Raw genomic sequence first — 20551 nt, 5'->3', positions numbered from 1 at the left:
GACATGGGCACCACGGTGCAGCCCGCGCGCTCGGCTCCGTAGTGGGCGCCCAGGCCGCCCGTGAACAGGCCGTAGCCGTAGGCCACATGCACCATGTCGCCGGGCCGCCCGCCCGCCGCGCGGATGGAGCGCGCCACCAGGTTGGCCCAGTTGTCGATGTCATTCAACGTGTAGCCCACGACCGTGGGCTTGCCCGTGGTGCCCGAGGAGGCATGCACGCGCGCCACCTTCTGGCGCGGCACGGCGAACATGCCGAACGGGTAGTTCTCGCGCAGGTCCTTCTTGGTGGTGAAGGGAAAGCGGGCCAGGTCGGACAGCGTGCGCAGGTCGGACGGATGAACGCCCTTCTCATCGAAGGCGCGGCGGTAATGCGGCACATGGTCGTAGGCATGCTGCAGCGACCAGCGCAGGCGCTGCAGCTGCAACGAGGCGATCTCGTCGCGGCTGGCGGTTTCGATGGGATCGAGTTCGCCGGGGGCGGGGCGCTGGACAGGCATGGCTGGGCCTTTTCAGACGGGCTGGTTCAGGCCGGGCACGGTGGGCCGGCCCTTGAAGCTGTGCGAGCGGCCACGGAACAGCGCGATCACTTCCTGGCGCTGGTTGGTGACCTGCACGTCATAGACGCCGGTGCGGCCTGCACGCGAGACTTCGCGTGCCTGCGCGGTGAGCACGTCGCCGGGCCGCCCGGGCGCGACGAAGTCCACGCTCAGGCCCGAGGCCACCGTCATCTCGTTGCGCGCATTGCAGGCATAGGCAAAGGCCGTGTCGGCCAGCGCCGTGATGAAGCCGCCGTGGCAGATGTCGAAGCCATTGAGCATGTCGTCGCGCACGGCCATCTCCATGCGCGCCGTGCCGGGCGCGATCTCGGTGATGCGCAGGCCCAGGCCTTGCGCGGCGCGGTCGCGCGCCAGCATGCCGTCGCGCACCTGCTCGGCCAGTCGCTGGGCGGCCTCGCCCGGGGTGTGGTTGTCTTGCATGGCGGGCTCCTCAGCGGTCCGAGAACACGGCAGCCCGCTTGCCCAGGAAGGCGGCCACGCCCTCCTGGTAGTCGTGGGCTGCGCCCAGCTGGCCCTGCTGGCGCGCCTCGCGCGTGAGCGCATGTTCGTAGTCCAGCAGCTGGGCCGAGTCCATGGCCTCCCGCGTGCGCGCCAGGGCCCGCACCGGCATGGCGGCCAGGCGCTGCGCCAGGGCCTGGGCCTCGCTGCGCAAATCGGCATCTTCCACGCAGCGCCAGATCAGGCCGATGCGTTCGGCCTCGGCCGCAGGCAGCTTGTCGCCCAGCAGGGCCAGCCCCAGGGCGCGCGCACGGCCCACCAGGCGCGGCAGCAGCCAGGTGCCGCCGCAGTCGGGCACCAGGCCGATCTTGGCAAAGGCCTGGATGAAGCTGGCCGAGCGTGCGGCCAGCACCAGGTCGCAGGCCAGCGCGATATTGGCGCCCGCGCCGGCAGCCACGCCGTTGACCGCGGCCACCACGGGCACGGGCATGGACTTGAGACGCAGGCACAGCGGCTGGTAGCGGCGCTCGATCAGGTCGCCCAGGTTCTGGTCGGGCGCGGCCTCGGGGTCGGACAGATCCTGGCCCGCGCAAAAGCCGCGCCCCGCGCCCGTGAGCACCACGCAGCGCACCGAGGCATCGCCGGCAGCCTGTTCCAGGGCCGAAAGCAGCTGCTCGTGCAGCTGCGCGTTGAAGCTGTTGAGCGCGTCGGGGCGATTGAGCACCAGGGTGCGGACGGCGTCGTGCTGCTCAACCAGAACCAGCGATGGGGGCATGGAAGTCTCCGTGGCCTGTCTGCCGTCTTTATGCGGCAGATCAAACATAATTTACCGAATGGTCGGTAAATGTTAGTCGCCAGACCCTTTCCACCACAAGCGCCCAGGCACCGAGGAAACCCTAGGCCCCATGAAAAAAGGCCCTCACGGGCCGATTTGTCGAAGGTTCAGGGCTTGAAGCCCGAGCGCTGCACCACCGGCGTCCACTGCGCGCGGTAGGCCTTGAGCATCTCGGCCGTCTGCGCGCTGCTGCTGGAGACCGGGGTCAGCCGGCTGGCCTCGAATTTCTGGCGCGTGTCGGGCTCCTTCATGATCTCCTGCACCATGCGCGACAGGCGCTCGGCAATGTCGGGCGCCATGCTCTGGGGCGCGAACAAGGTGTTCCAGCCCATGCCCGACAGGTTCAGGCCCGATTCCTTGAGCGTGGGGATGTCCGGCGCCATCGTGCTGCGGCGCTCGCCCGACACGGCCAGCACGCGGATCTTGCCGGCCTCGTGCTGGGGCAGCAGCACGTCGAAGGTGTCGATGGCCAGCGGTACCTGGCCGCCCACCAGGTCGGTCAGCAGCGGGGCCGAGCCCTTGTAGCCCACGGTTTCGGTCCGGACCTTGGCGGCCTCGCCCAGCATCAGCGAGAAGAAGTGCGGCAGGCTGCCCGTGGCCGGCACGCCCACGTTGGCCTGCTGCGGATTGGCACGCAGCCAGGCCAGCAGGTGCGACAGCTGCCTGACGGGCACGGCACTGGCCACGGCCACGCCGAATTCGTAGCGATTAACCTCGCTGACCGGGCGGAAGTCCTTGTCGGGGTCGTAGCCCGAGTCGGGGAACACCAGGGGCGCCACCAGCATCACGGCCGGGTTGGCCAGCAGCAGCGCGGGCTGGGAGGCCGGCGCGTTCTTCACATACTGGGCCGACAGGCGGCCGCCCGCGCCGGGCTTGTTCTCCACCACTACGGGCGAGCCCACGCGCGCCTGCAGCTTGTCGGCCACGATGCGCGCCACGCGGTCGGTGGCGCCACCGGGCGGGTAGCCCACGACGATGCGCAGCGGCGCCTTGCCCGGAAACAGCGGCTCGGCCGCCGTGGCACTTCCAGCCAGCCCGCTGGCAGCCCAAACGGCCGAGGCCGGTGCCAGGGCCAGGATCTGGGTCAGGGTTCTTCGCTGCATCGCAAACTCTCTCCTTGCATGGACGGATTCCTGTGCGGAACGCACGCCGCACAATGTAGCGGCCTCAAAAAGCCCGTTGCCGCCGATATTGACCAGGGTTAACCCGGGGCAAGACGCCCTGCGCTGCTCGGGCATCGCGGCAACCTGGCGAAGCCGACTCGGCGACAATCGCCCACCATGAGCTTCGCCCCCCTGACCAACGACACCTTCCTGCGCGCCTGCCGGCGCCAGGCCACCGACTACACGCCGCTGTGGCTGATGCGCCAGGCGGGCCGCTACCTTCCCGAATACAAGGCCACGCGCGCCCGGGCCGGCAGCTTCATGGGCCTGGCCACCAACGTGGACTACGCCACCGAGGTCACGCTGCAGCCTCTGGAGCGCTTCCCGCTGGACGCGGCCATCCTGTTCTCCGACATCCTGACCGTGCCCGACGCCATGGGCCTGGGCCTGTCCTTTGCCGAAGGCGAAGGCCCGCGCTTTGCCAAGGTGGTGCGCGACGAGGCCGCCGTGGCCGAGCTGGCCGTGCCCGACATGGACAAGCTGCGCTATGTGTTCGACGCCGTGACCAGCATCCGCCGCGCGCTCGATGGCCGCGTGCCGCTGATCGGTTTCTCGGGCAGTCCCTGGACCCTGGCCTGCTACATGGTCGAGGGCAAGGGCAGCGACGACTACCGCCTGGTCAAGAGCCTGATGTATGCGCGCCCCGACCTGATGCACCGCATCCTGTCCGTCAACGCCGACAGCGTGGCCGCCTACCTCAACGCCCAGATCGATGCAGGCGCCCAGGCCGTGATGGTGTTCGACAGCTGGGGCGGCGTGCTGGCCGATGGCGCCTTCCAGGAATTCAGCCTGGCCTACACGAAGCGCGTGCTGGCCGGACTCAAGCGCACGGGCGTCGATGGGCAGGACGTGCCGCGCATCGTCTTCACCAAGGGCGGCGGCATCTGGCTGCCCGACATGAAGGACTTGGACTGCGAGGTGCTGGGCCTGGACTGGACGGCCAACCTGGCCCGCGCCCGCGCCATCGTCGGCGGCGAGGTGGGCGGACCCGGCAAGGCGCTGCAGGGCAACATCGACCCCAATGTGCTGTTCGCGCCGCCCGAGCGCGTGGCCGAGCAGGCGCGCGCCGTGCTCGACAGCTTCGGCGCCCCGCACACCGACAGGACCACCACGGGCCCCACGCACATCTTCAACCTGGGCCACGGCATCAGCCAGTTCACGCCGCCCGAGCATGTGGCCGCCCTGGTCGAGGCCGTCCACGGCCATTCGCGCGCCATGCGCCAGCGCTGAGCGCCCGCCCTGTTCCTCATCACACGCCGGGCCGGATGCCAGCGCAGCGCCGGCCCCCTGCCGTGACAGCCACCGGCCCGGCTGGGCCGCGCTGTCCACAGTCCGCGCGCCCGGCCGGCGCTTGCTGCACAAGATGGCCACAGACCATCTTATGCACAGAAAAATCTGAGCGAGGTCTTAGGACTCACAGTTGTCACCCGCGCCTGCACGCGGGCGACATATCGATATAAGCCGTTGTTTTTGAATATTTTTTTTGATAGCACCGTTTTCAGAATGCACCACTCGGAAAGGTCAGACAAATGGGGGGATGGCCATAGATCCGAATAATCCCCACAAAGTTATCCACAGAAATTGACGATATACCCAGAAACCCGTAGCCACCGCCCGGGATGTCTGGTGTAGAACGCCGCTTCCCACGCCTCGGACGCTGCCCAAGGCTTATGCTTGGCGGCTTTGTTGCCGCTGCTCGTGCCCTGCGGCGCCAGCGTTTTCAGGCCCCGGTTTCTTCCCATGCCCCTTCCCGCCCATACCGTCCATGTCGCCGTCCAGACGCCGGCGCACAGCGCCGTGGGTGATCTGCTGAGCTACACCTGCGAGCAGCCGCTGGAGCCGGGCACCCTGGTGCGCGTGCCGCTGGGACGCCGGGAACTGCTGGGCGTGGTCTGGGACGCGCCGGCCCAGCCGCCCGCCATGCCCGAAGGCGTGGAGCTGCGCGCCATCTGCGCCGTGCTGGAGGGCATCGCGCCGCTGCCGGCGGCCTGGCGGCGGCTGGTGGCCTTCGCCGCCTACTACTACCAGCGCAGCGTGGGCGAGATCGCCGTGACGGCCCTGCCGCCGCAGCTGCGCGACATGACGGCCGAGCAACTGGCGCGCCGGCTCAGGCCGCCCAGGACCGCATCCAAGAAAGCGTCCAAGGCCGCACAGGCGATGCAGGCAGTGCAGGTAGTGCAGCCCCCCGCGGCTGCGACTGCAGCGGCGGCGGCAGACATTCCCCCCATCGTGCTCAGCGCAGAGCAGGCCGATGTGTTCGCGCAGGTGGCCGCCCACCCCGGCCCCTTCCTGCTCTACGGCAGCACGGGCAGCGGCAAGACCGAGGTCTACCTGAGGACCACCCAGGCCGCGCTGGATGCCGACCCCGGCGCCCAGGTGCTGGTGATGGTGCCCGAGATCAACCTCACGCCCCAGCTGGAGCAGCGCTTCCTGGCGCGCTTTGCGCCGCAGTACGGCGCGGCCTGCGTGGTCAGCATGCACAGCGGCATGACCAACCCGCAGCGGCTCAAGAGCTGGCTGGCGGCACACACGGGCACGGCGCGCATCGTGCTGGGCACGCGCATGTCGGTGTTCGCCAGCCTGCCGGGGCTGTCGCTGATCGTGGTGGACGAGGAGCACGACGCCAGCTACAAGCAGCAGGAAGGCGCGCGCTACTCGGCGCGCGACCTGGCCATCTGGCGCGGGCGCGATACCGGCGCCAAGGTCATCCTGGGCAGCGCCACGCCCTCGCTGGAGAGCTGGTACGCCAGCCGCCCGCCCAATGCCGACGAGCCGCAGGGCGGCCGCTACCTGCGCCTGCACATGCCCAGCCGCATCGGTGCGGCCGCCCTGCCGCGCGTGCGCCTGGTGGACATGGGCCAGCAGCCGCGCAAGGCCGTGTTCTCGCCGCCGCTGATCGATGCCATCACCGAGCGTGTGCAGCGCGGCGAGCAAAGCCTGGTGCTGCTCAACCGCCGCGGCTTCGCGCCCGTGCTGTTCTGCGCCGACTGCGGCTGGAAAAGCGACTGCCCGCACTGCAGCGCCCACCAGGTCTTCCACAAGGCCGACCGCACCCTGCGCTGCCACCACTGCGGCTACACCCAGCGCGTGCCCATGGCCTGCCCCGGCTGCGGCAATCCCGACATCCTGCCGCTGGGCAAGGGCACGGAGCAGCTGGAGGAAGAACTGGCCCGCCTGCTGCGCAACGTGCAGCGTCCCGACCGCGAGCCCGCCCGCGTGGCGCGCATCGACGCCGACACCACGCGCGCCAAGGGCGCGCTGGAGGAGCAGCTGGCCCAGGTGCATGCCGGCGACATCGATGTGCTGGTCGGCACCCAGATGGTGGCCAAGGGCCATGACTTCCGGCGTATCACCCTGGTGGCCGCCGTCCAGCCCGACAGCGCGCTGTTTTCCAGCGACTACCGCGCGCCCGAACGCCTGTTCAGCCTGCTGATGCAGGCGGCCGGCCGCGCAGGGCGCGACGCGCACTACGTGGCCGCCCAGGGCAGCCATCCGGAGATGTGGATACAGACGCACGACCCGTCCCATCCCGTCTACACCGCGCTGCGCTCGCACGACTACCCTGCCTTTGCGGCGCGCCAGCTGCGCGAGCGGCGCGATGCGGGCATGCCGCCGTTTGCCTTCCAGGCCATCGTGCGGGCCGATGCGCGCAGCCAGGAGGCCGCCCAGGCCTTTCTGGCCGCCGCCGCCCAAGCCGCGCGCCAGGCCGGCCTGCCCCATGTGGACGATGTGTTTCTCTACCCGCCCATTCCCATGTCCGTCCAGCGCGTGGCCAATGTGGAGCGGGCGCAGATGCTGATCGAGTCGGCCCAGCGGCCCGCCCTGCTGCGCTTTCTCTGGGCCTGGCAGGCGCATCTGCACTGGATCAGGGCACAGCCCGAGCACCGCGCCCTGGTGCGCTGGCTGGTGGACGTGGACCCGCTGGCCATCTGAACGTGGCACAGCCTCTGGAACGGCCCCAAAAAACCTCAAGCCTTTCAGGCCTTTGGTGCAATCCCACAAAGCGTTCACCGCTCCTTTTTCGGAAGCGCTTTTAGCGCATCCGCCGCACGGCTCCCATCGGGATTTGCGCTGATGCAGGCGGGGCATGTTTATTGCATCGTGCCGCATTCAGCCCACAAGGCTGGATCATTCAATGCCTTTCCAGGAGCGATACATGCCGTTCACCCCCTTCCGTATGACCTTGATGGCCGTCGCGCTTGCGCTGGCAGGCTGCGCGTCCCAGCCCGGCGCCAGCCAGGCCCCCGCAGCCGCAGCGCCCGCCGCGGCGACCGCCCCTGCACCCGCTCCCGCCGCACAGGCCGGCAAGCCCAACGTGGTCGTCCTGGCCACGGGCGGCACCATTGCCGGCGCGGGCGCCAGCGCCGTCAACAGCGCCACCTACACGGCCGCCAAGGTCCCCGTGGACAAGCTGCTGGCCGGCCTGCCCGAGCTGAGCAACATCGCCAACGTCTCTGGCGAACAGGTCTTCCAGATCGCCTCCGAAAGCTTCACCAACAAGGAACTGCTGACGCTGGCACGCCGCGTCAACGAGCTGGCCAAGCAGCCCGGCGTGGACGGCATCGTCGTCACCCACGGCACGGACACGCTGGAGGAGACCGGCTACTTCCTGAACCTGGTGGTGCCCACCGACAAGCCCATCGTCATGGTCGGCTCCATGCGCCCCGGCACGGCCATCTCGGCCGACGGCGCGCTGAACCTGCTGGGCGCCGTGGCCACGGCCGCCTCCAAGGACTCGGCGGGCAAGGGCGTGCTGGTCAGCATGAACGACAACATCGACTCCGCGCGCGATGTGGCCAAGCTCACCAACATCAAGACCAATGCCTTCTCCAGCCAGTGGGGCCCGCTGGGCATGGTGGTCGAGGGCAAGACCTACTGGTTCCGCGCCCCCGTCAAGCGCCACACCAGGGGCAGCGAGTTCAACATCGAGCAGATCACCGACCTGCCCGCCGTGGACATCGTCTACGGCTACGGCAACGTGCCGGCCACGGCCATCGACGCGCTGGGCAAGGCCGGCGTCAAGGCCATCGTGCACGCCGGCACGGGCAACGGCTCGGTGGCCGACCGCATCGTGCCCAAGCTCAATGAACTGCGCCAAAAGGGCGTGATCGTGGTGCGCAGCTCGCGCGTGCCGGCCGGCTTCGTGCTGCGCAACGCCGAGCAGCCCGACGACAAGTACGACTGGGTCGTCGCCCATGACCTGAACCCGCAGAAGGCCCGCCTGCTGGCCGCCGTGGCCCTGACCAAGACGCAGGACACGAAGCAGCTGCAGCGCATCTTCTGGGAGTACTGATAGCACCCCCTGAGGCGCTGGCGCGCCTTCCCCCTCTCTACCCGCTTCGCGGGGGAGGGGGACGACACCCTCGGTGCGGGGCGGCCCTTCCTCGGTGTCTCTCGCCTTGGGGTGCGTCGGTTTTTTTGCGTTGCGCCCTGAAAGCCCGGTCATTTTTGGCCGGGCTTTTTCTATTGCCGCTTGCTAGTTCGATGTGAACAGCGGGGTGAGGGGGCCTTGGGCGATGTGGCAGTGCGCTTGTTCCAGGGCCTGGGCGAAGGCGTCGGAGCGCAGGTAGGCGTATTCGACGGCGCGCTGGGCGCCTATGGCGTCGCCCTGGACGGGGGCGGTGGCGGGGTGGCACATCATGAGGCTGCCGGGCTGCAGCTGGGCCAGCCATTGGGCCATGTGGCGGCCATAGCCTTCGGGCGTGGGCTGGTCGAAGGCGTAGACGCCGCCGAAGCCGTGGTTGAGCGGCACGCCCTGGCGGCGCAGGCGGCGGGTGGTGGTCCAGCCGCCCAGCAGGGCGATGATGGCGGCCTTGGGGTCGCGCCAGAGCTGGCCGGCGGGAGCGGTGGAGCGGACCCAGGGCAGGTCGTCGGCGTTGTCGCCATAGCGCTGGCGCAGTTCCTGCACCAGCGCGGCGCGCACGCCGGGGAGCTGGTGCACGTGCTGGTGGCCGTCGATGAAGTCGGGGGCCATGCCCAGCGCGTCCTCGAAGGCGTCGAGCTGGCGGCGCCAGGCGTCGCGCATGGCGGCGCCGCCGAGTGCACCGGCATAGGCGCGCGCGATCACGGCACCGATGCCGGCGGCAGGCTGCAGGCCGTGGCCCTCGGTCAGGTTGAAGTGCAGGCCCAGCGACAGGCGCGGGCGCAGCGCGGGCAGGCGCCTGGCCGCCTGCCTCCAGTGCGGCGAGGTGGTCATGCAGCTGGTGGCCGACAGCCGGCCCTGCAGCGTGAGCTGCTCCACGGCCTCGTCGACCAGGGGGTGCAGCGCATAGTCGTCGGCGCACAGGACGACGGTTCTGGCCGGGGACTTCTCCCCGTTTATGGCAGGCATGGTGTTCATGGGGATTCCTTGCGTCCGGGGGCCGCAAAGGCCCAGAACTTGGCCAGGACGAAGGTGCCCACCGCCACCAGCACCAGCACCAGGGCCAGGCTCCAGAAATAGTGCCAGTGCAGCCAGTGCAGGGCCGCCCAGTACAGCAGCTCGTTGGCCACGAAGGAGACGCAGGCCACGGCGAAGTATTTGGCCACCACGGCCCGGCCACGCGCCTGGGTCTGCACGAAGGTGAACAGCGCATGGCCGTTGTAGCTGACCACGAAGGCCACGAGAAAGGCCAGCACATTCGCATGCAGCGGCGCCATGCCCGCCAGCTGCACCAGCAGGGCGACCACGGCCAGGTGCGTGGCGGCCGCGCAGCCGCCCACCAGCACGAACTGCAGCGCCTGCGGCAGGCGGCGCAGCTGCGCGATCACATCGTGCATGGCTACTCCCGCGGCGCCAGCGGGCTGCGGTCCTCGTCGCGCGCCAGCAGATAGGTGGGACGGCGCTTGACCTCGTCATAGATCCGGCCGATGTACTCGCCCAGGATGCCGATGGACATCAGCTGCACGCCCGAGAACAGCATGATGCTGGCCGCCAGCGTAGGCCAGCCGTCCAGCGGGTTGCCGAAGATCAGCGTCTCCATGGTGATCCACAGCCCGTAGAGCAGGGCCGCCAGCGAGATCATCCCGCCCACGATGCTCCACACGCGCAGCGGCAAGGTGGTGAACGAGGTCAGCCCCAGCAGGGCCAGCGAGCCCAGGCGCCGGAAATTGAAGCTGGACGCCCCGGCCGTGCGGTCGGCCGGCACGAACGGCAGTGCCGCCGCCTTGAAGCCCACCCAGGCGTACAGGCCCTTCATGAACCGGTGGCTCTCGGGCAGTGCCTTGAGCGCGTCGGCCACGCAGCGGTCCAGCCAGCGGAAGTCGCCGGCATTGGGCGGGATCTTCACCAGGTTGCCGGCATTCATGAGCCGGTAGAACAGGTTGGTGCCCACGCGCTTGGCGCCGCTTTCGGCGCCCCGGTCGGCGATCACGCCATAGACCATGTCGTAGCCGGACTGCCACAGCTCGCACATCTGGGGCAGCATCTGCAGCGGATGCTGGAAGTCGGCGTCGATCAGCACCACGGCATTGCCGCGCGCATGGTCTATGCCGGCCGACAGGGCCGCCTCCTTGCCGAAGTTGCGAGACAGCGCCAGGTAGCGCACGGGCAGCTCCTGCGCCATGCGCAGCGCGATCTCGTGCGTGGCGTCGCGGCTGCCATCGTTGACGACGATCAGCTCGTAGTCGGGCGTCAGCGTGCGCACGGTCGCGTCCAGGGCGCGCAGGAACGCCTCCAGGTTGCCCTCTTCATTGTGGGCCGGCACCACGCAGCTCAGCCGCAGCGGCGCGCGCGGCAGCATTCCCTTGGGAGCGGCCGGAGCAATGTCAGCATGCAATTCGGTCATAGGCCAGCATTGTCAGCGGGCTGGCTGCCCGCGCGCGGCAACACATCAAAAACCGCATACGCATAAGGTGTGGGCACAGGAAAACGCCAGCCCGAGCGTTGCAGCGTGAGCACACGCGGCTCCTGCGGCAGGCCCAGCTTCGCCAGCCAGGCCTGCGCCTGCCGCTCGCAATCGCGCGATTTCGCGGTCGGCCCGGGCTCGCCGGCCACGGGGCCGCGCGGGCACAGCAGCAGGCCGGGCTGGCGGCGCCAGTCCGGCAGCGCCAGCACACGCGCATATTCGCTGTCGGGCAGGCCGGGGATGGTGCGCAGATGCGGCTGTGCATAGAAGGAGAGCATGGCGTTTTCCGCCCAGTCGCCGCCCACCCACTGCAGCGGCTGCTCCGGGTGGCGCTGGTTCCAGGACAGCACGATGGCCTGGGCCGCATCGGCCGCGGGCCGGTAGTAGTCGGAACTGCTCTTGCGCGCATTGCCCCAACCCGCGGCCACGCCAATCACCAGCACCACGGCCAGGCTCGGCCACCAGGCGCGGCGCAGCGCGGCCAGGGCGGCCTGCGTCGCGGCAGGCGCCTCGGCGTCCAGGTTGCGCAGCCACAGCAGCACGAAGGCATAGCCGATGGGAATGGCCCAGGGCGTGGACAGCTCCACCACGCCGGTGGCGCCAAAGCCCAGCGTCGTCAGCCAGGGCATGAGGGCCAGCCAGAACAAGGTGTCGCCCCGCCCCTGCCAGGCCCAGCTGCGGCGCAGAAAGCGCGCGCTCCAGCGCAGCCAGCCACCGCCTTGCTGGCGGGCCTGCATGAAGCCATACACCAGGCACACGGCCAGCCAGGCCGGCAGCCAGTAGAAGATGGGCGCCAGCGCAAAGCGCAGCACATAGCCCCACACCACCTGCCCGCCGCCCTGGTCCATGGCATAGCCCAGCGTCACCCACTGGTGGTGGGCAATCCAGGCCACATGCGGCGCCAGCGCCAGGCCAAAGGCTGCCAGCGCCACATAGGGCCTGGGAGTGAGCAGCCACTGGCGACCTTCGCGCACCAGGAGGATGGGCAGCAGAAAACCGGCCAGGAACACGCCGCTGTAGTACTTGCTGAGCATGCAGGCGGCCGAGACCACGCCCAGGGCCACGCTGAAGGCCAGGCCCCGCACACCCTTTTCCTGCCAGCTGGCCAGCAGCAGGGCCGCCGCCCAGGGCCACAGGGACAGCAGCTGGCTGTTGGCGTTGAACTTGCCGGCCAGCGTCGTATACGGGAAGCACCACAGCAGCAGCAGCGCCCCCAGCGGCGCCAGGCGCGCCAGCCCCAGGCGCCGGCCCAGCACATAGACACCCCACAGGCCCACGCCCACATTGGCATAGGACAGCAGGCGGTAGAAGGCGTCGTTCTGCGGAAACACCATGAACCACAGGCCGACCACCCAGGCGAAGAACGGCGGGTGCTTGTGCGTGCCCAGCTGCAGCGGCTGGGACCAGGCATAGTTCTCCAGCATGTCGTGGTAGCCGTCCAGGTTGCCATTGGCCAGCCAGGACACCAGGGCCCAGAGCAGGCAGGCCAGCGTCACCATCCAGAGCAGGCCCGCGCCCGTGGGGGCGCCGGCCGGGGCAGAGGGGGAGGGTTTCATGCAATCCCGTCGAGGTGGTGAAAAAACATGGGCGCGATTGTAGAGAGCGCCAGCCTGCCGACAGGCCTGGACTGTCCGGGCCTGCCAGGCCTGCCGCTCGGACCTGCTCAGGTCATCAACGCCACGGCGCCCGAGAAGCTCAGGAAGGCCAGCACCGTGGACACCAGGATGATGCGGGCCACCCGCCCGCCATGCGCACCGAAGCGCTCGGTCAGCAGCGAGACATTGCTGGCGCTGGGCAGTGCGGCCAGCAGCACCAGGGCCACGAAGGCCTCCTCACCCAGCGGCAGGCCCAGCGCCATGGCCGCGCGGGCCACGGCCCAGACCAGCAACGGATGGACCAGCAGCTTGGCCAGCGCGATGGGCACGTAGTCGCGCGCGGCCACGCGCTCATGGCTGTTCATCTGCGAGCGCGCCAGCACGGCGCCTATGGTGAACAGCGCCACGGGCGAGGCCGCGCCCGCCAGCATGGCCACGGTGCGGTCGATGGGGCCTGGCAGCGTCCAGCCCGCCGCCGACGCCACTGCGCCCAGCACGATGGACCAGGGCATGGGGTTGGAGGCCATGCCCGCCAGCGCGCGGCGCAATGCCACCGTCACACCGTGCCCGCCCGGCATTCCAAGGCGCGACAGCGCAATGCACAGCGAGGTGGTCACCACCATGTCGATGGCCATGGTGACGATGACCGGGCCCGCCGCACGCTCACCCAGCAGCGCCACCAGCATGGGCACGCCCATGAAGCCGGTATTGGGGAAGGCGGCCACCAGCGCGCCGAAGGCCGCATCGTTCCAGCCCACGCGCCGCAGCGTGAGCGCCACGGTGGCGCCCACCATCAGCAGCGCGCACAGCAGGTAGACCACGGAGACGCCCACATCCAGCAGTTGCGCGATCGGCGTCTGCGCGCCAAAGCGAAACAGCATGCAGGGCAGCGCGAAATACAGCACGAAGGCGTTGAGCCCCGGTATCGCCGCCTGCGGCAGCACGCCACGCCAGGTGGCTGCGAAGCCGCAGGCCACGAGAGCGAAGAAGGGGAAGGTGATCAGCAGGACGGACAGCACGCGGCGATTCTGGCAGCAAGCCGGCGCGTACGCTGCGCGCCCGTGGCGCACCGGTGACGGCGGGCGAAAAAAACCTGCCGGAATCCGTCTCCGGCAGGTCTGGCGGCAAGAGCGCGGGCGCTCTCAGAGTGCCAGGTCCTTTTCGATCTCCTGCACCTTGCGGCGGGCCAGCGCCAGGTTGGAGCGGCTCTTGTCCAGCACCAGGTAGAAGAACACGCCTTCATGGGCGGCCACGGGCCGGATGACGTGGTACTGGTGGGTCAGGGTGATCAGGATGTCGTCGATGGCATCGTCCAGCTTGAGCATGCGCATGGTCTTGAGCTTGGCGCGCACCACCTCCGTGTTGCCGGCGGCCGCCAGCTCCATGTCGAGGCCGGAGCCCGCGCTGCCCATCAGCATGCCGCTGGTGCTGTCCACCAGGGCTGCGCACAGGGCGCCATCGATGCCCAGCAGGCCGTTCAGAGAATCATGTATCGAAGCCATATGCCACCTCTTTCAAATAGCAAGGGCAGGCGATGCGATGGACTCATCGCGCCCGCTCCTCGGGGGAGAAAACTCTTGAATCGGATACGGGGGTCAGAGACGGGACAGATCGCCGGCCACTTCGCCCGCGGCCCACAGCGCACGTCCCAGCAGGGCGCTTTGATCGACCACCATGCACAGGATGGCCGGGTGGCTGCCGCCCACGGCCTGGAAAAGGACGGTACCCAGTTCGGTCTCGAAGGTCAGGCGGTGGCAGGACTTGTGGCCTATCTCGGCGGCCACGGCCTTTGCCATGGCCATCAGCGAGCCCGCCATGGCAGACAGGCGCTCCGTCGGCAGCTCGCTCTTGACCCGCAGGGCCGTGATCTCGAAACCATCGGGCGTGCACAGCAAGGCGATATGCACGCCCTCGAGAGGCGCCACCACGCGATTGAGTGCAACTTGGCCAGCTTCGATCACGGTGGAGGAAATCTGGGGATGCGTTGGTGTCTTCATGCCTGACTTTGCAAGGAAAGCAAGGAAACGAGCACCCCCAGCGCATCCAGCAACTGCTGCCGGTCACGGGGGTCCGCCTGGATGACAGGCACTATACCGCGACCTCGATCGGCCAAGGCGGTGCTGAACGCCTCCTGCTGTTGTTCGCTGGCGTCACGGCAACTGAGCAGCAGCACCTGGGGTTCGACCTCCAAGGTGGCGATCTCGGACAGGAGCTGCGCGGCATAGTCCGGCGCCGAGGCATCGCCCACATCCACCATCAGCAGCACGCCCACCGAAGCATTGAGCACCCAGCGGCGCACGAAGTCGAAGCGGTCCTGGCCCGGGCTGCCCACCAGCTGCAGCCGCATTCCCTCGCCCAGATCGATCTCGCCGAACTCCGCGCCCACGGTGGTGAACTCCTTGGAATGGGCGGCCCGGTCGAGATTGGGCACATCCGTTGCGGCCATCAGCGCTCCGCACAGGCTGCGCAGCGCCGTGGTCTTGCCGATGCCCATGGGGCCGATCAGGCTCACCCGCACCAGTCCCGCACCGGGCTGGTCGCTCATCCACATGCTCATGCCTGCCCTCCGCGGCGTATCCAGCCGGTCAGCCGCTGCACCCACTGGCGCGACAGGCCTGGCGCCACGGCAGTGGCAGCCCCGTGCGCCTGCGCGCGGTGGCCGCCCAGCGGCATTGGATCGTCCGCACGGGCCGGCCTCAGGCTGCAATCGAGCATGCCGCGCAGCCGGGGGTGGCGCAGCAGCTCGGCCACGGCGGCAGGCGCCATGCCGCTGTGCTCGCACAGTGTGGCCACATCCATCGGGCCACGGCACAGCATGGCCAGGGCCCGCAGGGATTCGGCACTGTTCCAGGGCGCGGGCAGCGCCACCCAGGCCTTGAGCCGGAATTGATAGCGGCAGCCCTCAGCCTGCTGCTGAAGGTCATCCAGGGCGCGCACCAGGGTCTGCGAGGACGCCACCTGCTGGCGCACCGTCCAGTCCATGAGAAAGACGGCGGCCCGGTCCAGCATGTCGATCAGGTCGGAGAGCGTGAAATCCAGATCCAGATAGGTGGCCAGGCGCTGGGGCGTGCGTTCCAGGTGCTGCCCCTGGGGCACACCGCCCACATAGACCACGCAAGGCAGCCATCCGGCCGCCTCGGGCACGGGCAGGCTGCCGTCCACCACCAGCACCTGGGCGCTGACCAGGGGCACCTGCCGCCAGCCGCGCAGCGACTTGCGGGACGCCACGGCAAACAATGTCTCAAAACGCTGCTTGAGCAGCGGCGACCACAGCTCGGCAGCCAGGCCAATCTCATCGGTAGTGCGAGCCAACTTTAACGCCTCCCCGGATAGCAGCGGGAAATGAACAGATCGAGGTCGCCTGGAGCAAATATAGGCGAGCGCTGATATTTTCGATAGTTTTCGCTCAACGATCACACCCATCAATGTGAACTTTTCTATCGGTGGCTGTACAGCCACAGACAGCTCCCCGCGGGTCGCGAGATTTGTCGCCGAATTCCAAGGGTGCTTACACCTGCCCGGACGGCCCCGACCCCCGAAGCGGTATGCTCCCGCTTCCCTCACTTTCACGCCTTTCCCCGCGCAACGCACCCATGTCCGCAGGACTCAATCTGGCCCAGCTCCAGGCCGTCCACTACACCGAAGGCCCCTGCCTGGTCCTGGCCGGCGCGGGCTCGGGCAAGACACGCGTGATCACGCACAAGATCGGACGCCTGATCGAGACGGGCATGGCGCCACGGCGCATCGCAGCCATCACCTTCACCAACAAGGCAGCGGCCGAAATGCGCGAGCGCGCAGCCGGCCTCATCGGCCGACAGGCCAAGGATGTGCTGGTCTGCACCTTCCACGCCCTGGGCGTGCGCATGGTGCGCGAGGACGGCCATGTGCTGGGCCTCAAGCCCCAGTTCAGCATCCTGGATGCCGACGACGTGACGGGCATCCTCAAGGACTGCTCGGGCGGCACCACCGACCTGGCCACGGCGCGCCAGTGGCAATGGACCATCAGCAACTGGAAGAACGCCGGCTGGGACAGCCGCAAGGCCCTGGCCATGGCCCAGGACGACAACGAACGCAGCACGGCGCTGATCATGCAGCGCTACGAAGAGCGCCTGACCGCCTACCAGAGCGTGGACTTCGACGACCTGATCGGCATGCCCATGCGCCTGCTCAAGAACCACGCCGAGGTGCGCGAGAAATGGCAGCGCCTGCTGGGCCATGTGCTGGTGGACGAATACCAGGACACCAACGCCACGCAGTACGAGCTGCTCAAGCTGCTGGTGGGCAGCCGGGCCCACTTCACGGCCGTGGGCGACGACGACCAGAGCATCTACGGCTGGCGCGGCGCCACGCTGGACAACCTCAAGAAGCTGCCGGTGGAGTTCCCGCAGCTCAAGGTGATCAAGCTGGAGCAGAACTACCGCTCCACCTCGGCCATCCTGCGTGCGGCCAACAACGTGATCCAGCCCAACCCCAAGCTCTATCCGAAGACGCTGTTCTCGGAGCTGGGCGAAGGCGAGCCCGTGCGCATCGTGGACTGCGACACCGAGGAGCACGAGGCCGAGCGCGCCGTGGCCCGCATCCAGAGCCTGCGCGCGGCCAGCAACCCGCCGCCGGACTGGAAGGATTTCGCCATCCTCTACCGCGCCAACCACCAGGCCAAGCCCTTCGAGAAGGCCTTGCGCAAGGCCAACATTCCCTACAAGGTCTCGGGCGGCACCAGCTTCTTCGACCGCGCCGAGATCAAGGACCTGTGCGCCTGGTTCCGGCTGTGGATCAACAACGACGACGACCCCGCCTTCCTGCGCGCCATCGGCACGCCCAAGCGCGGCATAGGCCACACCACGCTGGGCAAGCTGGGCGAGTTTTCCTCGCAGCACAAGCTCAGCATGTTCGGCGCCCTGTTCGCGCACATGCTGGAAGCGGCCCTGCCCAAGAAGGCGCATGACAGCCTGCTGGAGTTCGGCCGCTACATCAACGACCTCGAATACCGCGCCCGCCACACGCTGGGCGCCGAGCAGTCGCGCGGCTTCATGCTCGACTGGCTCAAGGAGATCGGCTACGAGCAGTACCTCTACGACAGCGAGGACAGCGAATCGGTGGCCGCCGCGCGATGGAGCAACGTGCTGGAGTTCTGCGACTGGATGGCCCAGCGCGCCGGCGGCCAGATCGAGGATGCGGCGGGAACGACCACGCACACCGAGGTCAAGAGCCTGCTGGAGGTGGCGCGCAACATCGCCCTGCTGTCCACCATCAGCGAGCGCGAGAAGGAGCAGGACATGGTCATCCTGTCCACGCTGCACGCCTCCAAGGGCCTGGAGTGGCCGCATGTGATGCTGGTCGGCGTGACCGAGGGCATGCTGCCCTTCAAGCTCGACGACGACGATGGCCGCCAGCAAAAGGTCAGCGACGAGACGGCCCAGCGCCTGCAGGAAGAGCGCCGCCTCATGTACGTGGGCATCACGCGCGCCCGGCGATCGCTGGCCGTGAGCTGGACCAAGCGCCGCAAGAAGGGCCGCGAGATGGTCTCCACCCTGCCCAGCCGCTTCATCAAGGAAATGGGCCTGGACGCCGCCACCTCGCGCGAAGACCCGCGCGAGAAGCTGCGCCAGCTGCGCGCCGAGTTCGCGCTCAAGGCACAGCAGTCCACGCCCGCCGACTCCTGATTCCCCGAAAGACACCGCATGCGTTTTTACCGCCCCGTTCTCAGCCTGGCGCTGGTGGCCGTGACCGCCGCCTGCTCCAGCACCGCCTTGCAGCCCACTGCCCAGGCCACCCCACAGTCCACCGCCCAGGCCAAGGCCGCACCCAAGGCCGCCCGCACAGCCTCCGCACAGCCCCCTCTCTCATGCCCCGAGGGCGAGGAAATGAAGGACAGCCAGCTGCAGGGCGAATGGACCGGCACGGTCGAAGGCCAGGCCCAGCCCGTGCGCCTGCAGCTGGGGCCGCACCCCCAGTGGAAGGGCAACGTCAAGGGCACGATCGCGCGCGGCGCAGACACCCGGCCCATGGTCGGCGACGTGGCCGATGACCACATCACGCTGGAAGAAAGCGCCGACGGCAAGCGCATCACCGCCACCTGGCTGGGCGATGTCGTCGAAGGCAGCTGCGCCCGCGAGATCCGCGGCAACTACCTCGAAGGCGAGGATGCCGCGCCCCGGCCCTTCGTGCTGCGCAAGCTCACGCCCTGACCGGCCCCCGAGCCTGCACACGAGCCCCCTGCTGCCTCTTCACTCATTACCCCTTACTCTTCGCTCCTTCCATCACCGGACCCCTGCCATGACGAATCCTCCACACCTGGATCGCCGCAAGCGCCCAAGCCGCACGCCGACACCCCTGCAGTGGGCCCTGGCCATGGGCCTGGGCGCCACGCCCTGGCTCGGCGCCCAGGCGCAGGCAGCGCCCCGCCCCCTGTCCGAGGACGCCTGGCGCCAGTGCGCCGCCACCACGGACAACCAGTCTCGCCTGGCCTGCTTCGACACCTGGGCACAGCAGCAGCAACCGCTGACCGCGCCGCCGGCCACCGGCTGGAGTGCTCCGGCCGCCAGCGCCGCAGCCGATCCTGGCGCCCTGCCCACGCCCGCCCCCGTGGTGACGGCCGACAGCGGCCAGGGCCTGGCGCTGCCCACCACCCCCACCAACGGCGGCTGCCGCGACCCGCGCTACAGCGAGCTGTCGCGCTACTTCGAGCTGGAACCGGGCAGCGACTGCGGCACCTTCAGCTTCCGCGGCTACCGGCCCATGTCCGTATCCGTGGTGACGGCCGACCATGTCAACCGGCAGCCCACCACGCCCGGCAAGGACCCTGCGCAATCGCAGCCCTACAAGACCGAGGAAATGCGCGTGCAGCTGTCCGTGCGCACCAAGGTCGCCCAGGGCCTGCTGACCGGCAGCACCTCGGCGGGCAAGGACTCGCTGTGGGTCGGCTACACCCAGCAGTCGTACTGGCAGCTGTTCAGCCCCGCCATCTCGCGGCCCTTCCGCAACACGGACCACGAGCCCGAGATCTTCTACGTCTACCCCACCGATGCCCGGCTGCCCTTCGGCTGGCGCTGGCGCTACAGCGGCGTGGGACTGGTGCACCAGTCCAACGGCCAGAGCGATCCGCTGTCGCGCAGCTGGAACCGCTGGTATCTGATGACCGGCTTCGAGCTGGACAACCGCTGGCAGCTGCACGCCAAGGCCTGGCAGCGCATCCGCGAAAGCGCCGAGCACGACGACAACCCGCGCATCCAGGACTACATAGGCCGGGGCGAGGTGAAACTGGGCTGGAACGTCAATGCACAGAACTATCTGGGCTTCACTGCGCGCGGCTCGCTGGGCCAGGGCCGCGGCTCCGGCCGCGTCGAATGGCTGCGCACCCTAGGCGAAGGATGGAACGGTGGCAAGAGCAATTTGCGCCTGCATGTCCAGCTTTTCAGCGGATACGGTGACAGCCTGATCGATTACAACTACAAGCGCACCGTGCTCAGCGTGGGCTTCAGCCTTCTGGACTTCTAGAAGGCCGGCCCTCGCGGGCACGCTTTGCCGCTTGCCCTTCGCGGGGAAGCCCCGCCCCGCTGGCTGCATTGCCAGCGGCCGGGGCCATGCGTCAGAATGCGCCGATGCCCCGGGCCTTTGCAGGCAGGCCCGGAACCCGCCCCAGAACGAACCGCGGAGGTCCGCCATGGATTTGCAATACCAGCTCAAGGCCGGCAGCTACTGCCTGTACGACATGCGCGAGACGCCCAGTGCCATCACGGGCGAGCGCCGCTGCCGGCTCAGGACCGAGCTGGTGGCCATTGCCTTCGACCTGGTCACGGGCCAGGTCCATGAGCATGGCTCGCCCACGCGCATCCATGCCTGGGCGCTGTGCATGCGCCGGCGCCTGCGCGCGGCCGGCGACTGGGACCAGGCCGACAGCATCGTCGTGGTCTCGGGCCCCCTGCCGGTGGACGAGATCAACAAATGCCTGGGCATACGCGGCTATTGCCGCCGCATGTTCCAGCGCCTGGCCAGCCTGCCGCACGGCAAGCTGCAGCCCCACGCGCATGCGCACGCTCATGGTGCCCACGGCGCCTACGGAGCTTACGGCGCCCATGCAGGCCGGCACCAGAGCCATCAGGGCCAGCAGCGGCGGGCTGCCTGAAGGCCCGCGCGC

19 protein-coding genes and 1 pseudogene are annotated in these 20551 nt (G+C 68.9%); 7 read left to right on the top strand and 13 right to left on the bottom strand.

From position 1 onward, the window contains the following. The 4 genes and pseudogenes from ACF8NF_RS22245 to ACF8NF_RS22230 form a co-directional block, all read right to left on the bottom strand. A pseudogene (locus tag ACF8NF_RS22245) lies at nt 1-497 on the bottom strand (phenylacetate--CoA ligase); the annotation flags it as partial. Nucleotides 498-509: 12 nt separating this feature from the next. After that, nucleotides 510-977: a hydroxyphenylacetyl-CoA thioesterase PaaI gene (gene paaI, locus ACF8NF_RS22240; protein WP_016450385.1), complete on the bottom strand. Its 468-nt coding sequence runs from the start codon at nt 975-977 to the stop codon at nt 510-512. Nucleotides 978-987: 10 nt separating this feature from the next. Continuing rightward, complete coding sequence (locus ACF8NF_RS22235; RefSeq protein ID WP_013800319.1) at nt 988-1770, bottom strand: enoyl-CoA hydratase-related protein; 783 nt, start codon at nt 1768-1770, stop codon at nt 988-990. Nucleotides 1771-1937: 167 nt separating this feature from the next. After that, complete coding sequence (locus ACF8NF_RS22230) at nt 1938-2933, bottom strand: tripartite tricarboxylate transporter substrate-binding protein (protein WP_016450384.1); 996 nt, start codon at nt 2931-2933, stop codon at nt 1938-1940. Between the two features lie 177 nt (nt 2934-3110). Here ACF8NF_RS22230 and hemE point away from each other — a divergent pair, with 177 nt between their 5' ends. From hemE to ACF8NF_RS22215, 3 genes are all read left to right on the top strand, one after another. Then, nucleotides 3111-4223, top strand: coding sequence for a uroporphyrinogen decarboxylase (hemE, locus tag ACF8NF_RS22225; protein WP_046987045.1), 1113 nt, complete (start codon nt 3111-3113; stop codon nt 4221-4223). Between the two features lie 510 nt (nt 4224-4733). After that, the gene (priA, locus tag ACF8NF_RS22220; protein WP_392451293.1) at nt 4734-6926 is read left to right on the top strand and encodes a primosomal protein N'; all 2193 of its coding nucleotides are present in this window, start codon (nt 4734-4736) and stop codon (nt 6924-6926) included. Nucleotides 6927-7149: 223 nt separating this feature from the next. Further along, the gene (locus ACF8NF_RS22215) at nt 7150-8286 is read left to right on the top strand and encodes an asparaginase (RefSeq protein WP_209672377.1); all 1137 of its coding nucleotides are present in this window, start codon (nt 7150-7152) and stop codon (nt 8284-8286) included. A 183-nt stretch (nt 8287-8469) separates the two neighbouring features. On the opposite strand, the gene ACF8NF_RS22210 is transcribed toward ACF8NF_RS22215, so the two are convergent. From ACF8NF_RS22210 to ACF8NF_RS22170, 9 genes are all read right to left on the bottom strand, one after another. Then, the gene (locus ACF8NF_RS22210; protein WP_338499551.1) at nt 8470-9333 is read right to left on the bottom strand and encodes a ChbG/HpnK family deacetylase; all 864 of its coding nucleotides are present in this window, start codon (nt 9331-9333) and stop codon (nt 8470-8472) included. Continuing rightward, on the bottom strand, nt 9330-9752 hold the full coding sequence (locus ACF8NF_RS22205) for a GtrA family protein (RefSeq protein WP_017406517.1): 423 nt from the start codon (nt 9750-9752) through the stop codon (nt 9330-9332). Before ACF8NF_RS22205 ends, ACF8NF_RS22210 begins: the two co-directional genes overlap by 4 nt. Nucleotides 9753-9754: 2 nt before the next feature. Continuing rightward, nucleotides 9755-10759 (bottom strand): glycosyltransferase family 2 protein, encoded by a 1005-nt coding sequence (locus tag ACF8NF_RS22200; protein ID WP_016454509.1) that lies wholly within the window; start codon nt 10757-10759, stop codon nt 9755-9757. Next, on the bottom strand, nt 10756-12375 hold the full coding sequence (locus ACF8NF_RS22195) for a glycosyltransferase family 39 protein (protein ID WP_272206859.1): 1620 nt from the start codon (nt 12373-12375) through the stop codon (nt 10756-10758). Before ACF8NF_RS22195 ends, ACF8NF_RS22200 begins: the two co-directional genes overlap by 4 nt. Nucleotides 12376-12482: 107 nt before the next feature. Further along, nucleotides 12483-13433 (bottom strand): AEC family transporter, encoded by a 951-nt coding sequence (locus ACF8NF_RS22190; RefSeq protein WP_016450376.1) that lies wholly within the window; start codon nt 13431-13433, stop codon nt 12483-12485. Nucleotides 13434-13556: 123 nt separating this feature from the next. Further along, nucleotides 13557-13916 (bottom strand): hypothetical protein, encoded by a 360-nt coding sequence (locus ACF8NF_RS22185; RefSeq protein WP_016450375.1) that lies wholly within the window; start codon nt 13914-13916, stop codon nt 13557-13559. A 93-nt stretch (nt 13917-14009) separates the two neighbouring features. Then, nucleotides 14010-14411 (bottom strand): hypothetical protein, encoded by a 402-nt coding sequence (locus ACF8NF_RS22180; protein ID WP_016450374.1) that lies wholly within the window; start codon nt 14409-14411, stop codon nt 14010-14012. Further along, entirely contained in the window at nt 14408-14971 is a 564-nt protein-coding gene (locus ACF8NF_RS22175) for an ATP/GTP-binding protein (RefSeq protein WP_016450373.1), read from the bottom strand. Before ACF8NF_RS22175 ends, ACF8NF_RS22180 begins: the two co-directional genes overlap by 4 nt. Then, a complete protein-coding gene (locus ACF8NF_RS22170; RefSeq protein ID WP_392451292.1) occupies nt 14968-15726 on the bottom strand; it encodes a hypothetical protein in 759 nt (252 codons plus the stop codon). Before ACF8NF_RS22170 ends, ACF8NF_RS22175 begins: the two co-directional genes overlap by 4 nt. Before the next feature lie 281 nt (nt 15727-16007). Here ACF8NF_RS22170 and ACF8NF_RS22165 point away from each other — a divergent pair, with 281 nt between their 5' ends. The 4 genes from ACF8NF_RS22165 to ACF8NF_RS22150 all read left to right on the top strand — a co-directional run bounded on the left by ACF8NF_RS22165 (nt 16008) and on the right by ACF8NF_RS22150 (nt 20539). Continuing rightward, the gene (locus ACF8NF_RS22165; protein WP_016450371.1) at nt 16008-18077 is read left to right on the top strand and encodes an ATP-dependent helicase; all 2070 of its coding nucleotides are present in this window, start codon (nt 16008-16010) and stop codon (nt 18075-18077) included. Between the two features lie 18 nt (nt 18078-18095). After that, entirely contained in the window at nt 18096-18602 is a 507-nt protein-coding gene (locus ACF8NF_RS22160; RefSeq protein WP_154833289.1) for a hypothetical protein, read from the top strand. Between the two features lie 88 nt (nt 18603-18690). Beyond that, nucleotides 18691-19911, top strand: coding sequence for a phospholipase A (locus ACF8NF_RS22155; protein WP_392451291.1), 1221 nt, complete (start codon nt 18691-18693; stop codon nt 19909-19911). A 166-nt stretch (nt 19912-20077) separates the two neighbouring features. Further along, the gene (locus ACF8NF_RS22150; protein WP_160855432.1) at nt 20078-20539 is read left to right on the top strand and encodes a hypothetical protein; all 462 of its coding nucleotides are present in this window, start codon (nt 20078-20080) and stop codon (nt 20537-20539) included. The last annotated feature ends 12 nt before the right edge of the window (nt 20540-20551 follow it).

It is taken from the genome of Delftia sp. WSY_22 (assembly GCF_043104185.1).
GTDB classification, from domain to species: domain Bacteria; phylum Pseudomonadota; class Gammaproteobacteria; order Burkholderiales; family Burkholderiaceae_C; genus Comamonas; species Comamonas tsuruhatensis.
The sequence above is the reverse complement of the archived record's forward strand: the minus strand, read 5'-3'. Positions and strand labels throughout refer to the sequence as shown.